Raw genomic sequence first — 14,690 nt, forward strand, 5'->3', positions numbered from 1 at the left:
ACCCGAACCTGTCGGCATTCAAGAAGCACGGCGGCAAGCTGATCCAGTACCATGGCTGGAACGACCCGGCGATCCCGCCGCGCTCGTCGGTCGTCTATTACGAGGACGTCCAGAAGACGATGGGCGACACCTCCGACTTCTACAAGATGTACCTGGTCCCCGGCATGCTCCACTGCGGCGGCGGCGTGGGGCCGGGCAATGTCGACTGGGTGGCGCAGCTCGACGCGTGGGTCACCGCCGGCAAGGCGCCCGGCGACGTCACCGCCACGGGCGGCGCAGGCCAGGCCCCGGGCGGGCCGCCCAGCCAGGTGCTCTGCCCGTTCCCTGCCGTCGCCAAGAAGACCGGCGAGGCCTGGGCCTGCTCGGCCCCCAAGAAGAAGAGCTGACCATGAAGCTGCATCTCTTCGCCGCCGGCGCCGCCCTGGCGCTGGCGGCGCCGCTCGTGGCGCATGCGGAAACCTCCTGTGCGGACATGGCCCAGGCCAAGCTGCCGCACGCCGAGGTCACCGCGGCCAAGTCCGTCGCGATCCAGGGCGGCCAGGCCTGCGACCTGCACGTCACCAGCCGTCCGACGGCCGACAGCGAGATCAAGATCGAGGTGATGATCCCGCAGGGTCCGGCCTGGAACGGCAAGTTCGTCCAGGTGGGCAACGGCGGCCTGGCGGGCTCGATCCCGGCAGCCCAGGTCAAGGGCCGCGCCGACGAGGGCTATGCCGCGGCGGGCACCGACGACGGCCACGGCGGCAACGGCCGCACCGCCACCTGGGCGCTGGGTCACCCGGAGAAGATCAAGGACTTCGGGACCCGCTCGCTGAAGGAGACCACCGAGGCCGGCAAGCTCCTGATCAAGACCCAGAAGGGCGAACCGCCCAAGCGTAGCTATTTCGTCGGCTGCTCGGCCGGCGGGCGCGAGGCGCTGATGGAGGCCCAGCGCTTCCCGGACGACTTCGACGGCATCGTCGCCGGCGCCACGGCCAACTACAACACGCTCTCCACCGGCGGCCGGGCCTACATGCAGCAGACGCTGGCGAAACCCGGCGGCTATCTCGCCCTGCCGCAATTGCAGCTCCTGCAGGACGCCGCGCTGAAACAATGCGCCGACGGCGGGGCCTTCATCCGCGACCAGATGGCCTGCCACTTCGACCCGGCGGTGCTGAAATGCAAACCCGGCCAGACAGACGGTTGCCTGACCGCCCCGCAGATCGCCTCGGCCAAGGCGATCTACAGTGGTCGCATGGTGGGCGGGAAGTCGATGTTCCCGGGCTATATGCCGGGCGCCGAGGCGATGCGCGGCGCCTGGCAGGCGTGGAACACCGGGACCTCGCAGGCCACCTGGGAGGAGTCCTCCGGCCACGCGATCTCGTCGCAGTTCCTGAAGTACTTCGTCTATGACGACCCGTCGTTCGACTTCCTGAAGATGGATCTGGGCCCAAAGTACGACCGCGATCGGCAGAAGACCGCGGCTGTGCTGGACGCCACCAACGCCGACCTCACGCCCTTCAGGAGCCACGGCGGCAAGCTGATCCAGTACCATGGCTGGAACGACCCCGCGATCCCGCCGCTGGGCAGCGTGAAGTACCACGACGCGGTGGTGGCCACGACCAAGGACGCGGCCAGCTTCTACCGGCTCTACATGATCCCCGGCATGCTTCACTGCCAGGGCGGCGCCGGGCCTGGGACCGTCGACTGGCTCTCGATCCTGGACCGCTGGGTGGAGGCCAAGACAGCGCCGCAGGAGGTGACGGCCAGCAGCCCGAGCGGCGCCACCCAGCTGCTCTGCCCCTATCCGGCCGTGGCGCGGAACCAGGGCGGCGCCTGGGGCTGCTGGGTGAAGAAGGTCCAGCGGCTGCCGGTGACCTTGGCAGATCCGCGGAAGGGTTGAGCCCCAAGGCCGCAAGCGTGGCTTTAGGACTGGCGAAGCGGTGGCCGCGGGGGTAAGCGAACGCCGTTCAGATGACTGAAGCCTTCCGCATACGCAGCCTGTCGCCCGACGAGGCGAGCGCGTCGGTTCCCGCCCTCGCCGCGGTGTTGCTCGACTGCGTGAAAGGCGGCGCCTCGGTCAGCTTCATGGCCAACATGACGCTGGACGAGGCGCTGGCGTTTTGGCGCAAGGAGACGGCCGCAGGCGACGGCCGCTCGATCCTGGTGGCCGAGGACAGCGCCGGCGTCTTCGGCGTCGTCCAGGTCATTCCGGTGGCGATTCCCAACCAACCGCACCGCGTGGACATCTCGAAGCTGCTGGTCCACCGGCGCGGCCGCCGCCGGGGCGCCGCCGAAGCCCTGATGGCCGCCACGGAGGACGCCACCCGCCGGATGGGCCGATGGCTCATGGTGCTCGACACCGTGACCGGGAGCCCCGCCGACCTTCTCTACGAAAAGTGCGGCTGGGCGCGCGCGGGTGTTATCCCCGACTACGCCCTCTATCCCGACGGCGCGCTCTGCGACGCCACCTTCTTCTACAAAGCGCTCGGCCAATGACGGTCTTGAGCCCCAGCCGGTCGGCCGGCCCCTTCTGGCGCACGTCGCGTCGCAGATCCGCGGACGGAGGGGCCTGTGTCCCCTTCGCGAGGCGGGTCGCAACTCCGGAGGAACCTCTGCATGACCATTCTCGCGGGCTCGTTCATCGTCGCCATGTCGTTTGTGACGGCGGCCATATCCGGCGTCTTCGGCATGGCCGGCGGGCTGATGCTCAAGGGCGCCCTGGCTTTCGTCCTGCCGGTCTCGGCCACGTTCGTCGTCCATGGCCTCCTGCAACTGGTCGCTAACGGCTGGCGCGCGATCCTCCACCGGAAGTTCGTGAGCTGGAAGATCGTGGCGATCTACGCCCTCGGCGCCTTCACCGCCGCCGGTCTCATTGGCCTGGTCGTCTATGAGCCCACCCGGGCGACGCTATATCTGCTGATGGGTCTGGTTCCCGGCCTGGTCTGGCTGCCGCAGGGCTGGGTCAAGGTCGACGCCTCGCGGCCCAGCCAGGCCTATATCTGCGGCCTTTCCGTCACCGGCATGAACCTGACGGCCGGCGTGGCCGGCCCCCTGCTCGACGTCTTCTTCGTGCGCACCGCGCTCACCCGCCATGAGATCGTCGCCACCAAGGCTGCGACTCAGGTGTTCAGTCACCTGATGAAAGTCGTGGTCTATGGCGCACCGCTGATCGCCGCCGGCGGCCGGGGCATCCCGCCCTGGTGGGTCTTCGCGCTGGCCATCCCGCTTTCCATGCTGGGCACGGCGGCCGGCGGCATCCTGCTGAACCGGTTGAGCGACGTGGACTTCAAGCGTTATCTGCGGCTGATCCTGACGGTTATAGGAGCGGTCTATCTGGTGCAGGCCGCCCGGCTCTACCTCGGCTAGCTCCACCCCTTTGGGGCAAAAAAGAGCCGGGCCTTTTGAGGGGCCCGGCTTTTGAAGTTTAGGGAGGAAACGCCCAGGAATGGGCATGAGTTGAAGTATGTGCGCCAACCGGCGTTACAAGACGCCCCACGAACTTTTTTGGCTTTGGGTGACGAAAAAATGCAGCTTGGGCCGAACGTGCTCGAAGACCGCCATGTCAGGCTGGAGCCGATGGCCGAGACGCATCGCGAAGACCTGAGGTCCGCCTGCGACGCCGACCCGGCCACCTGGACGAACCTCTATCCCTATTCCCTGGCGGGCCATGAGTTCGACCGCGGCTGGGCGCGCTTCTATGCGAAGCCGGCGGCTGACCGGATCAACTACGCCGTGGTGGTGGAGGGGCGCTGCATGGGCGTCTCGAGCTACCTGACCATCGACCCGTCCAATCAGGCCCTGGAGATCGGCGGCACCTACTACCATCCGGCGATCCGCGGCGCGGCGGCCAATCCTGCGTCCAAGCGACTCATGCTCGAACACGCCTTCGAGAGCGGCGCGCGCCGAGTGCAGTTCAAGGTCGACGCGATCAACGCGCGATCCCGGGCGGCGGTGCTGAAGCTGGGCGCGAGCCAGGAGGGCATCCTGCGGCAGGACCGCGTGGTCTGGACCGGGCGGGTCCGGGACACGGTGGTGTTCTCGATCCTCGCCGACGAATGGCCGGCAGTGCGCGACGGATTGGATGCGCGGCTGGCGGCGCTTGGGTAGCGGGGCCGCGCCCGTTTTGCCGCAGGTTCCAGTGCGCCACCACATGGGCTAAGGCCTTGCCGCATGAACCTTCGGATCTCCCTTGCCGCGGCTGCGGCGGCGCTCTGTCTGGTAGCGGTCGGCCCTGTCCTGGCTCAGACGCCCGACGACGCGCTTCCGGCCGGCCCGGGCAGGGACGTCGTCGTCCGCGTCTGCACCACCTGCCATGACGCCACGCAATTCGCCTTCGCGCGCCACACGGCCGATGAGTGGGACAGCGAGGTCACCAAGATGCAGGGCGCGGGCGCCGAAATGACCGCGGAAGAGCAGGTCGCCATTACCGCCTACCTGGCCAAATACCTTCCCAAACCTGCGCTGGACGCGCCCAGCGATGCGAAGCCGCCGCCGGGGCGTTAGGGTCGACTAACCCCGCCGCGCCAGCTTGCGCGACGCCGCCAGGATCAGGACGGCGCTCATCGCAGCCAGCACGCCGGCGTGGCGTACCAGGGATCCCTCCGTCGGCATGCCCGCCGCGGCGTGCGCCAGTTGCACCAGGTGATAGGTCGGCCAGATGAAGCGGATGTCGTGCAGGAATCCGCTCAGGGGGAAGAACAGTCCGGACAGGAAGGCCATGCCCAAATAGCTGATATTGGCGATGGCGCCGGCGCTGGAAGCGGGCGCCCAGGCACCGATGAAGAGGCCGATGGCGCAGGCGGGGATCACGCCCAGCGACATCACCGCCGCCACGGCGAGCAGTTTGGCCGGGGCCAGGGTGACATGCCCCATTGTGATCCCGGCCGCGACCAGCATGGCCATCACCACGAGCGCGAAGACGTAGGCCATCATCAGCTTGGCGGCGAGGTAGGAGCCGGTGGGCATCGGAAGGGCGCGCTTATAGGTGAGCAGGCCCATGTTCCGCTCCACCGCCACCAGGATCCCGAAGCCGAAAAGGCCCGGGCCCATGACGCCGTAGACGGTCCACCCCACGAACATCATGTCGGCGAAGCCCGGCGGGCGATGGCCGCCGCCGTTCAGCAACACCCCGAAGAAGGTGTAGAACAGGATCGGCATGGCCAGGATCGGCACCGAGAACGCTGGCGTGCGCAGCAGCCGCAGCGACTCGTACTTCGCGTCGCTGAGATAGGCGCCCAGCACGCGTGCGAGGGGCATCTTCGGGCCGGTGTCGAGGAGAGCGGTCATTCTGCGGGCTCCTGGGCCACGGGCTCCTGGGTAAGTTCGGCGAAGGCTTCGGAAAGGCCGGCGCGGCGGACCTCCAGGTCCTTCAGGCCCGGATCGGCGGAGAGTAGCTTGCGCACCACGGCCTCTGCGTCGGCTGTAGTGATCGAGAGCTGGCCGTTCTCACCGAGGCTGGCGGCGCTGACCTCGTTCCAGGCCTGCACCTTTGCGAGGGTGAGCGACGTGGCGCAGTCGATCCGCTTGCGGGACACCAGCCCACGCATCTCGCGCACCGTGCCCTGTGCGACTTCACGGCCCTTGGCCATGACCACCACACGATCGGCCAAGGCTTCGGCTTCTTCGATGTAGTGGGTAGTCAGCACCACCGAGGCGCCGCCGGCCACCAGCCCCCGCACCGCCGCCCACATGGTCTCGCGCGCATTGATGTCGAGTCCGGTGGTGGGCTCGTCGAGGAACAGCAGGCGCGGGCGGCCGCAGACGGCCAGCGCAAACTGCGCCTGCCGCTTCTGGCCCCCGGAGAGCTTGATGTAGGGGCGCACGGCGATCTTCTCGATGCCGGCCAGCGCGATGGTCTCGGCGAGGCTGAGCGGCGCCGGATAATAGGCCGAGGTCTGGCCGATCAGGTCGCGTACGGTCAGCGCGTCCGGCAGGGCGACCTCCTGCATCATCACGCCGACATTGCGCCGCGCCGCCAGGTCGTGCGGCGAGCGCCCGAACAGCGTCACCTCACCGGCGTCCGGGATCTGCAGGCCCAGCATCAGCGCGATGGCTGTGGTCTTGCCGGCGCCGTTGGGGCCGAGCACCGCCAGCAGCTCGCCGGCGCGCACCTCAAGGTCCAGGCCGTTCAGGGCCACGGTGTCGCCGTAGCGTTTCTGGACGCCGGCGAGGCGCGCCAGCGCCACCCGGTTGGTCTGTCCGCCGTCCTTCGCCATGCGCCGCCCCTGCCGTTTCAATAGCTAGTCGCCGCGGCCTGGGGCGTTGGATGCAGCGCCGCTACGCCGTCTGGGCCGTGCGCTCCTCGGCGTTGGGGAAGAACACCTCGGAGGCGTGCTTGGCCACCTCCTCGGCAGTGTAGGGCCGCCCCGGGTTGAAGCCGCCGGTCTGCAGCATCTTGATCTCGCGCACGCCGCGGCTGGAGACTCCCAGGATCTTGCCGGAGTGCTCCGCGGCCAGGTCGCTGACCATGAACAGCACGCCCGGCGCCACGTTCTCCGGCAGGCTCATCGGGTCCGGCTCCTTGCCCTGGCGGCCGGGCAGGTCCGAGGTCATGCGGGTATATGCGCCGGGCGCCAGGCCCATCACCCGGATGTTGTACTTGCGCCCCTCGATCGACATCACCCGGACCATGCCGTAGATGCCGGCCTTGGCGGCCCCGTAGTTGGTCTGGCCGAAATTGCCGTAGAGGCCGGAGGTGGACGAGGTCAGCACCATCGATCCGCCGCCGTGGTCCTTCATGTATTTCCAGACCGGCAGGGCGCAGCAGTAGGCGCCCTTGAGGTGCACCTTGATCACCTTGTCCCAGTCCTCTTCCGAGGTGTTGGCGAAGGTCTTGTCGCGCAGGATGCCGGCGTTGCAGACCAGGATGTCGACCTTGCCGAAGGCGTCGAGCGCGGTCTTGAGGATGTTCTCGCCGCCCTGCACGGTGGAGACGTCGTCGCCGTTGGCCACGGCCTTGCCGCCGGCGGCCTTGATCTCGGCCACCACCTTCTCGGAGGCCGCGCTGGTCCCGGTCCCGGTCCCGTCGCGCGAGCCGCCCAGGTCGTTGACGACGACCGAGGCGCCCTCCTTGGCGAACAGCTTGGCATAGGCCTCGCCCAGGCCGCCGCCGGCCCCCGTGATGATCGCCACCTTGCCGTCGAGCAAACCCGCCATGACCGTCGTCTCCCAATAGGTTTTGGTTTTATGGGAGCATCTTCCGACCGGGCCGAAGCGGTTGGCAAGCCCTCAGTGGTCAGGGTCGCCCGGAGGCGCGGCGCATCCGGAAGAAGGCCTTCAGCATCGTCGAGCTCTCCTTGGCCAGGACCCCGCCTTCAACCACCGGCCGTGAGTGGCAAGTCGGCTGCTCGAAGAACCTCGGGCCGTTGACCACCGCGCCGCCCTTCTCGTCCTCGGCGCCGAACACCAGCCGGCCGATCCGCGCGTGGCTGATTGCGCCGGCGCACATGGCGCAGGGCTCCAGGGTCACCACGAGGGTCAGACCGGTGAGACGATAGTTGCCGAGCTTCGCCGCCGCCGCGCGGATCGCCACGATCTCGGCGTGGGCGGTGGGATCGTGCGCGCCGATCGGCTGGTTCGCGCCCACCGCGACCACCTCGCCGGAGGCGGGGTCGACGATGACCGCGCCCACCGGCGTCTCGCCGGCCTCGGCGGCGGCTTGCGCGGCGTCAAGCGCGATGCGCATGGTGCGATGGTCATGGTCCACGATCCGCACCGAACCGGCGCCCGCCCCTCCGGTCAAGCCCGCTCGCCCGAAGGCGGAGCGCAAGACGTCGGCCCAGAGGGCGGCGGCGATCGCGTCGCCAAGATGCTGGCCCGCGCCGGCGTGGCCTCGCGCCGCGAGGTGGAACGGCTGATCGAGGCGGGCCGCGTGGCCCTGAACGGCAAGGTCCTGACAACGCCGGCGGTGAAGGTGGAGGCCGGCGATATCCTCACCGTCGACGGCGCGGTGATCACCGAGGCCGAGCCCGCGCGCCTCTTCCGCTACCACAAGCCCATCGACCTGGTGACCAGCCACAAGGACCCGCAGGGTCGCCCCACCGTCTTTGAGCATCTGCCGAGCGGCCTGCCGCGGCTGATCTCCGTCGGCCGGCTGGACATCAATTCCGAGGGCCTGCTGCTGCTCACCAACGACGGCGGCCTGGCTCGCGCCCTTGAGATGCCGCAGACCGGTATCGTACGCCGCTACCGCGCCCGCGCGCGGGGCCGGGTGACCCAGGAGCGGCTGGATACGCTCAAGAAGGGCATCACGGTCGAGGGGGTCCACTACGGCGCCATCGAGGCCACGCTCGACAAGGCCAAGGAAGGCCCGCAGGGCGCCAACCTCTGGATCACCGTCGTCCTGGCCGAGGGCAAGAACCGCGAGGTGCGCCGCGTCCTGGAGGCGCTGGGCCTGAAGGTGAACCGGCTGATCCGCCTCTCCTACGGCCCCTTTGCGCTCGGGACCCTGATGCCCGGCGAGGTCGAGGAGGTCGGCCCGCGGGTGATCCGCGAGCAGTTGGCCGAGCACATCGCCCCGCAGAACCTGCCGAAGGGCGACCGGCCGCTGTGGAAGAAGGCCGCCGCGGTCGCCGCGGGTCCTCGCCGCGGCGCCGTGGAGATCGGCCGGCCCGGGCTGCCCGGCCGCCCGGGCAAGCCGCAGCGCCGTCCGCGCGCCGCCACGGCAGGGGAGCCGGCGCCCAAGAAGGAGTACAAGGCCGGCTGGGCCAAGCCGAAGAAGAAGCCGGTCATCGCCAAGACCGGCGCGCCGAAACGCCACTCCGGCGCCGCGCGCAAGGGGCCGAAGCCCGACGGAGCTAAGTCCCGCTAGGCGACCTGCCGCGCTCCGCGAGGCCGCGGGCGAGGCTCCGGGTGCGCCGTGCGACCGTCAGCGCCGTCCCCGCCACGATCACCGCCAGGCCTGCGAGCATGATCTCGCCATGGCCCCCCCAGAACGGCTCGAACGCAGCAATGACGCAGGTCGCGGTCAGGGCGGCCATCCGCTGCGGCTTGGCCATCGGCCCGGAGAAATCCGCCTGAAGGCCCAGGCCGCGGCCAAGCTCGCGCACATAGGCCGTGGTCACCGCCAGCACCGCAGCGGTCCAACCCAGGCTCAGGCCGGTCAGCGGGAAGGCCGAACCATAGGCGCAGGCGCCCGCGCCGGCGAGGAAGAAGGCGTCGGAAACGCGGTCGGGCAGCTCGTTCCAGATCGGGCCCGAGGCGCTGCCGCGCTTGAACTCCACCGCCACCATGCCGTCGAGCAGATTGCAGATCAGCCGGGCCTGGATGCAGGCCGCCGCGGCGACCAGGGCGACGCCGTGAAGGATGTGCCCGCTCATTCCCGCCAGCGCCATCAGCGCCCCGCCGAGGGCGGCGAAGGCGACGCTGGCGCCGGAGATCATGTTCGGACTGGCGCCGGCCTTGGCCAGGCCGCGCGCCGAGGCCTGGGCCCAGCCGCTGGCCCGGCTCTTGATCGGACGGCGATTCTCGAGCTGGGGGTTCTCGGGGGAGGGCTCGGTCATGGGATGGCGGCTCCGGCGCGTCCGCGCGCCACGACCGCAGCGTAGACGATCGCATAGAGGGTGGAGACCGACCAGGGCACGGCGATGGTCCGCACAATCTCCGGGGTGCCGATCATCCGATGGACGCCGATCAGCACGGCCAGGATCACCGTCGCGGTCACAACGGGCGGAACGACGAAGGCCATGGCGCCCGGCAGCCGCGCGGCCATCGCCTCCAAGGCGCGCTTGAGGACCAGGGTGATCGCGCCGGACATCGCGCCCTGCGCCAGGGCCGGCGGCCAGGCGGCGGCGAGACCGTGGGCGTGGTTGGCCCAGAGCGTCCAGCCACCCATCGCCAGGAACGCGAAGCCGACATGGACGAAGGTGGACTTCGCGAGGCGCTGGAGGGCGGTCACGCCCGGACCGTCGCCCGCCGCGGCTTCCATCGTCAAGCGAGCTCGCTTGACCCGCGAGGCGCGCCGGTCATGCTCCCGGCCAATCGGGGGTTCGCATGGACGTCATCGCGGGATTCTTCGCCGCCCAGCCGCGGGCCCTGCTCTGGGGCTTGGGCGGCGTGCTGGGCGTCCTGACCCTGGCGGTCGGCGTCACCGGGCTGCTGGCGCGGCTCAGGCCCGACGGGGACTTCACCAACCTGCGCCAGCGGATCGCGTCGTGGTGGGTGATGATAGCGCTGCTGGCCGCCGCCCTGCTGCTGGGCTGGATCGCGGTGCTGATCCTCTTCGTGGTGATCTCGTTCATCGCGCTTCGGGAGTTCCTGTCGCTGGCCCATATCCGGCCGGAGGACCGGCTGATCGTGCTGGCCGCCTACCTCTGCATCCCGGTCAGCTACGCCTTCATCGGCATCGACCGGTACGGCATGTACCTGGTGTTCATCCCCGTCTACGTCTTCATGTTCCTGCCCTTCGCCATGACCTGGATCGGCCAGACGCGAGCCTTCCTGGCGACGGCGGCGACCTTCCACTGGGGCCTTGTCACCTGCGTCTACAACCTGGGCTTCGCCGCCTTCCTGATGCGGACGCCGGCCGCCGCCCACCTGCCGGCGGGGCCAGCGGGGCTGGTCTTCTTCCTGCTGGTGGCGACCGAGGCCAACGACGTCATGCAGTATGTTTGGGGCAAGCTGATCGGGCGGCGGAAGATCATTCCCAAGGTCAGTCCCAACAAGACCTGGGAGGGCTTCCTCGGCGGCTGGGCGACGACGGCCGCGCTGATCTGGTTCTTGGGACCCGTCTTCACGCCGCTCTCCGGCGCGGGTCTGGCCATTATGGCGGCCACCCTGCCGATCGCGGGATTCGCGGGCGACGTGACCATGAGCGCGGTCAAGCGCGACATCGGGGTCAAGGACTCCAGCGCGCTGATCCCCGGGCACGGCGGCCTGCTGGACCGGGCCGACAGCCTGATCTTCACCGCGCCGCTCTATTTCCACATCCTGATGTTCTTCTGCCTGAAGGATTACTTCTGATGGGCGGGGCCAAATGCGCTGGCTAAGACGGGCGGTCATCGTCGTCATCGCCCGGCCGATCGCGCGGATGTTCACCGGCGCGGACATCATCGGGCGCGAGAAACTGCCGCTGAAAGGCCCGGCGATCCTGGTCGCCAACCATTCCAGTCACGTGGACACGGTACTGCTCTTGACCATCTATCCGTCGAAGGCGCTGGACCGGGTGCGGCCGGCGGCGGCGGCGGATTACTTCCTGAAGGGCCGGCTGATGAGCTGGTTCTCGCGCAACATCCTGGCCATCGTGCCGGTGGCCCGAGACAGGGCCGGCGCCGGCGAGGATGTGCTGGCGCCGGCGCGCGAAGCCCTGGCGGCCGGCGACATCGTGCTGATCTTTCCGGAGGGCACCCGCGGCGACGGCGAGGAATTGACCCGGCTGAAGAGCGGCGTGGCGCGCCTGGCCGCGGCCTTTCCGGACGCGCCGGTGACGCCGATCTGGCTGCAGGGCGCCGGCCGGGTTCTGCCCAAGGGCGCACATATGCCGGTGCCGATGAACTGCACGGTCCTGGTGGGTGACGCGATCCATTGGGGCGGCGACCGCGCCGCGTTCATGGAGGAGATGCGCCAACGGCTGGAGGCGCTGAAGGCCCTGGCCCCGCCGCAGCGCTGGGCCTAAGACGCGGGCCCCATGCGCATCGTTTCCGGCAATTTCCGCGGCAAGACCCTGGTCGCGCCCAAAGGCGACGCCACGCGGCCGACATCGGACCGCGCCCGCCAGGCGGTGTTCAACATCCTGGAGCACGCCGCATGGTCGAGCGGCGTCCGCGGCGCACGGGTGATCGACCTCTTCGCCGGCTCCGGCGCGCTTGGCTTCGAGGCCCTGTCGCGCGGCGCGGCCTTCTGCCTGTTCGTGGAGACCGACGAGGCCGCCCGCGGGGTGATCCGCGAAAACGTCGACGCCATGAGCCTGTTCGGGGTGACCCGCGTCCACCGCCGCGACGCCACCGACCTGGGCGTCCGCCCCGGCGGCGACGGACCCGCCTTCGACCTGGCCTTCCTCGACCCGCCCTACGCCAAGGGCCTGGGCGAGACGGCGCTGGAAAAGCTGGCCGCGGGCGGCTGGCTGGCGCCCGGCGCGACCGTCGTCTTCGAGCGTGGCGCCGGCGAGCCGGACTTCAGTGTCGACGGCTTCGAGCCCCTCGACGTGCGCGACTACGGCGCGGCGCGAGTGCATTTCCTGCGGGCCCCGGAAACGTCGCGCTAACCCTGTCACGAACACTTCGCGGGGCCTTAACCACCTGCGTCTTCCGTTCTAACGCCTCGTTAGACACCGCGCTGCAATGAGCTCCCCCGAACTCGTGGGGGAGTCACCGATGACGCTGCTGCTCGATATCGCGCCGTTCTCACCGCCGGCGACGCCGCAGGACACGGGGCGCGATATCTATCGCCGGTTCGAGGACGACCCCGACCTGCTGGTGATCGCCGTGGTCGATGGCGAGAGCCGGCCGGTCGGCCTGGTGGAGCGCAACGCCTTCCTTGTGCGGATGGCGGCCCAATATGGCTACGAGCTCTGGTCGAAGCGCCCGATCTCCCACTGGATGAAAACCGACCCGCTGATCGCCGACGGCGACATGACGGTCGAGGAATTCTGCGGGCGGGTGCTCGAGGAACGGCCCTCGGAACTGCTGCAGGGCTTCATCGTCACCTGCGGGGGCCGCTACGCCGGCGTGGGGACGGCGCTGTCCCTGCTGCAGGTGACCGCCGCGGCCACCGCCTCCCATGCCCGCGAGATGAGCCAGCTGGCCGAGCACGCCCAGGACGCCCTGGCCGCCAAGGGCCGCTTCCTGGCGGTGATGAGCCATGAAATCCGCACGCCGCTGAACGGCGTGCTGGCCGTCGCCGAGATCATCCGACGCAAATCCCGCCAGGAGGACCTGGCTCCGCTGGTCGACACCATCGTGCAATCCGGCGGGACCCTGTTGCGGCTGCTCAACGACGCGCTCGATCTCTCGCGCGCCGAGGCCTCGGGCCTGGAGCTGCATGAGGAGCCGATGCTGGCGTCGAACATGGCCGACGACGTCATGTCGCTGTGGTCGTCGCAGGCGGAGTTGAAGGGCGTGACCCTCACCGCCGCCTTTGCCGGGCCGGCCGATCTGTGGGTCCTGGCCGATCGCGTACGCGTCCAGCAGGTGATCAACAACCTGGTCTCCAACGCCATGAAGTTCGCCATAGACGGCGCGATCGACGTCCGCCTCTGCGCCCAGCGCGACGGCGACTATGTGACCCTGACCGGCGAGGTGGCGGACACCGGGCCTGGGGTGCCGTCGGACCGCCGGGAAAGCATCTTCGATCCCTTCCGCCAGACCGAGGACGGGGTGCGCTTGGGCGGGGCTGGTCTCGGCCTCGCGGTCTGCCGCCAGATCATGGCGCGCATGGACGGGCGGATCGAGGCCCTGGACAATCCTGGCGGCGGCGCCCTCTTCCGCTTCGAGGCGCCGCTGCACTGGCTGCCGGAGCCGCAGGCCGCCGCGCCGGCCTTGTGCCCGGTGGAGGCCGCCGGCGGCGTGCTGCATGTGCTGGTGGTCGACGACAATGCGACCAACCGCATGGTCGCCCAGACCCTGGTGGAGATATTCGGCTGCACCAGCGAGTGCGTCGAGGATGGCGCGGCGGCGGTGGAGGCGGCGGCGAGCGGCCGCTTCGGCCTGGTGCTGATGGACATCAAGATGCCGGGCATGGACGGGGTCGAGGCGACGAAGCGTATCCGCTCCGGCCGCACCGAAGGCAGCCTCACGCCGATCCTGGCCCTGACCGCCAACGCCGACCCCGCCGACGCGGCCTTCTACCGTCAGTGCGGCATGAACGGCGTGGTCGAAAAGCCGATCAAGCCGGACCGCCTGCTTGAAGCCATGAGCAGCGTGCTGGGCGCGCACGTGGTTCCCACCGCGACGGAAGGCCGCTTGACCCTCACGCCTCGTGAGGCCTGATACCGCCGCCATCGACGAGGAAGATCGATTGTGAGCGGTCATACGGTGAAGCAGGTGGCGAGGTTGTCGGGCGTCTCCGTCCGCACCCTGCACCACTACGACGATATCGGGCTCCTGAAGCCCGCATGCGTCGGCGCGAACGGCTACCGCTACTACGGCCGCGAGGAGCTGCTGCGCCTGCAGCAGATCCTGTTCCACCGCGAGCTCGGCTTCTCCCTGGAGGAGATCGGGCGGACACTGGACGCCAAAGGCTTCGACAGGGTGGACGCCCTCAGGGCCCATCGCGTCCGGTTGGAGGCCAAGGCCCGGCGCTATCGCCAGCTGATGCGCACGATCGACGAGACCCTCGCCGCCCTCGAAGGAGATGAGACGATGGCAGAGAAGGCGATGTACCGGGGCTTCGACCCTGAAAAACAAGCCGGCTTCGAAAAGGAGCTGGTCGAGAAGGGTGGGGCCGAGATGCAGGGCCACATCGACCATGCGAAGGCGGGGATGGCGGGCTGGAAGCAGTCCGACTTCGACGCCATGCAGGCGGAGGCCGAGGCGATCGAGGCCGGCATGGCCAAGGCGCTCGTCGGCGGCCTGCCGGTCGACTCGTCGGCTGTGACGGCGCTGATGCGGCGCCAGCACGCCTGGATTGGCAAGAGCTGGAACAGGCCGGCGCCGGCCGCCGCCTTCACCGGCCTCGGCCAGATGTACGTCGACGACCCGCGCTTCCGCGAACGCTACGACGGCCGCCAGGCCGGACTCGCGGAGTACATGGCCGCGGGCATGAAGAGCTTCGCG

The 14,690-nt window shown here is 69.5% G+C and carries 18 protein-coding genes; 12 read left to right on the forward strand and 6 right to left on the reverse strand.

Going from position 1 to position 14,690, the window contains the following annotated elements:
* From E8A12_RS18600 to E8A12_RS18625, 6 genes are all read left to right on the forward strand, one after another.
* Positions 1–386: tannase/feruloyl esterase family alpha/beta hydrolase (locus E8A12_RS18600; RefSeq protein WP_293371603.1), on the forward strand; the 386-nt coding region annotated here is incomplete at its 5' end.
* 2 nt (positions 387–388) lie between these two features.
* Positions 389–1,882: a tannase/feruloyl esterase family alpha/beta hydrolase gene (locus tag E8A12_RS18605; RefSeq protein ID WP_293371604.1), complete on the forward strand. Its 1,494-nt coding sequence runs from the start codon at positions 389–391 to the stop codon at positions 1,880–1,882.
* Positions 1,883–1,953: 71 nt separating this feature from the next.
* Complete coding sequence (locus tag E8A12_RS18610) at positions 1,954–2,478, forward strand: GNAT family N-acetyltransferase (protein WP_293371606.1); 525 nt, start codon at positions 1,954–1,956, stop codon at positions 2,476–2,478.
* A 120-nt stretch (positions 2,479–2,598) separates the two neighbouring features.
* Positions 2,599–3,348 carry a sulfite exporter TauE/SafE family protein gene (locus E8A12_RS18615; protein ID WP_293371607.1) on the forward strand — a complete coding sequence of 250 codons (750 nt, stop codon included), beginning with the start codon at positions 2,599–2,601 and terminating at the stop codon, positions 3,346–3,348.
* Positions 3,349–3,507: 159 nt separating this feature from the next.
* Positions 3,508–4,089, forward strand: coding sequence for a GNAT family protein (locus tag E8A12_RS18620; protein ID WP_293371608.1), 582 nt, complete (start codon positions 3,508–3,510; stop codon positions 4,087–4,089).
* A gap of 63 nt (positions 4,090–4,152) precedes the next feature.
* Positions 4,153–4,485, forward strand: a complete 333-nt coding sequence (locus tag E8A12_RS18625; RefSeq protein ID WP_293371609.1) for a hypothetical protein — start codon at positions 4,153–4,155, stop codon at positions 4,483–4,485.
* A 6-nt stretch (positions 4,486–4,491) separates the two neighbouring features.
* Here E8A12_RS18625 and E8A12_RS18630 read toward each other — a convergent pair whose 3' ends face one another.
* From E8A12_RS18630 to tadA, 4 genes are all read right to left on the reverse strand, one after another.
* On the reverse strand, positions 4,492–5,268 hold the full coding sequence (locus E8A12_RS18630) for an ABC transporter permease (RefSeq protein WP_293371610.1): 777 nt from the start codon (positions 5,266–5,268) through the stop codon (positions 4,492–4,494).
* Positions 5,265–6,197, reverse strand: coding sequence for an ABC transporter ATP-binding protein (locus tag E8A12_RS18635; protein WP_293371611.1), 933 nt, complete (start codon positions 6,195–6,197; stop codon positions 5,265–5,267). Before E8A12_RS18635 ends, E8A12_RS18630 begins: the two co-directional genes overlap by 4 nt.
* A gap of 61 nt (positions 6,198–6,258) precedes the next feature.
* The gene (locus tag E8A12_RS18640) at positions 6,259–7,137 is read right to left on the reverse strand and encodes an SDR family NAD(P)-dependent oxidoreductase (RefSeq protein ID WP_293371612.1); all 879 of its coding nucleotides are present in this window, start codon (positions 7,135–7,137) and stop codon (positions 6,259–6,261) included.
* A 79-nt stretch (positions 7,138–7,216) separates the two neighbouring features.
* Entirely contained in the window at positions 7,217–7,666 is a 450-nt protein-coding gene (tadA, locus tag E8A12_RS18645; protein ID WP_293371613.1) for a tRNA adenosine(34) deaminase TadA, read from the reverse strand.
* 6 nt (positions 7,667–7,672) lie between these two features.
* Here tadA and E8A12_RS18650 point away from each other — a divergent pair, with 6 nt between their 5' ends.
* Positions 7,673–8,791 (forward strand): pseudouridine synthase, encoded by a 1,119-nt coding sequence (locus E8A12_RS18650; protein ID WP_293371614.1) that lies wholly within the window; start codon positions 7,673–7,675, stop codon positions 8,789–8,791.
* On the opposite strand, the gene E8A12_RS18655 is transcribed toward E8A12_RS18650, so the two are convergent.
* Positions 8,778–9,482: a CDP-alcohol phosphatidyltransferase family protein gene (locus E8A12_RS18655; protein ID WP_293371615.1), complete on the reverse strand. Its 705-nt coding sequence runs from the start codon at positions 9,480–9,482 to the stop codon at positions 8,778–8,780. The two genes, E8A12_RS18650 and E8A12_RS18655, sit on opposite strands and share 14 nt — an antisense overlap.
* Positions 9,479–9,913, reverse strand: coding sequence for a hypothetical protein (locus tag E8A12_RS18660; protein ID WP_293371616.1), 435 nt, complete (start codon positions 9,911–9,913; stop codon positions 9,479–9,481). Before E8A12_RS18660 ends, E8A12_RS18655 begins: the two co-directional genes overlap by 4 nt.
* 59 nt (positions 9,914–9,972) lie before the next feature.
* Between E8A12_RS18660 and E8A12_RS18665 the strand changes: the two genes are divergently transcribed.
* From E8A12_RS18665 to E8A12_RS18685, 5 genes are all read left to right on the forward strand, one after another.
* Positions 9,973–10,941 (forward strand): phosphatidate cytidylyltransferase, encoded by a 969-nt coding sequence (locus E8A12_RS18665; RefSeq protein WP_293371617.1) that lies wholly within the window; start codon positions 9,973–9,975, stop codon positions 10,939–10,941.
* Positions 10,942–10,954: 13 nt separating this feature from the next.
* Positions 10,955–11,593, forward strand: a complete 639-nt coding sequence (locus E8A12_RS18670) for a lysophospholipid acyltransferase family protein (RefSeq protein WP_293371618.1) — start codon at positions 10,955–10,957, stop codon at positions 11,591–11,593.
* 12 nt (positions 11,594–11,605) lie between these two features.
* On the forward strand, positions 11,606–12,181 hold the full coding sequence (gene rsmD, locus E8A12_RS18675; protein WP_293371619.1) for a 16S rRNA (guanine(966)-N(2))-methyltransferase RsmD: 576 nt from the start codon (positions 11,606–11,608) through the stop codon (positions 12,179–12,181).
* Positions 12,182–12,290: 109 nt separating this feature from the next.
* Positions 12,291–13,904 carry a response regulator gene (locus tag E8A12_RS18680; RefSeq protein WP_293371620.1) on the forward strand — a complete coding sequence of 538 codons (1,614 nt, stop codon included), beginning with the start codon at positions 12,291–12,293 and terminating at the stop codon, positions 13,902–13,904.
* Between the two features lie 30 nt (positions 13,905–13,934).
* Positions 13,935–14,690, forward strand: a 756-nt coding sequence (locus tag E8A12_RS18685; RefSeq protein WP_293371621.1) for a MerR family transcriptional regulator, incomplete at its 3' end; no start/stop codon positions are given.

It is taken from the genome of Phenylobacterium sp., assembly GCF_004799395.1.
In the GTDB taxonomy this organism is placed as follows: domain Bacteria; phylum Pseudomonadota; class Alphaproteobacteria; order Caulobacterales; family Caulobacteraceae; genus Phenylobacterium.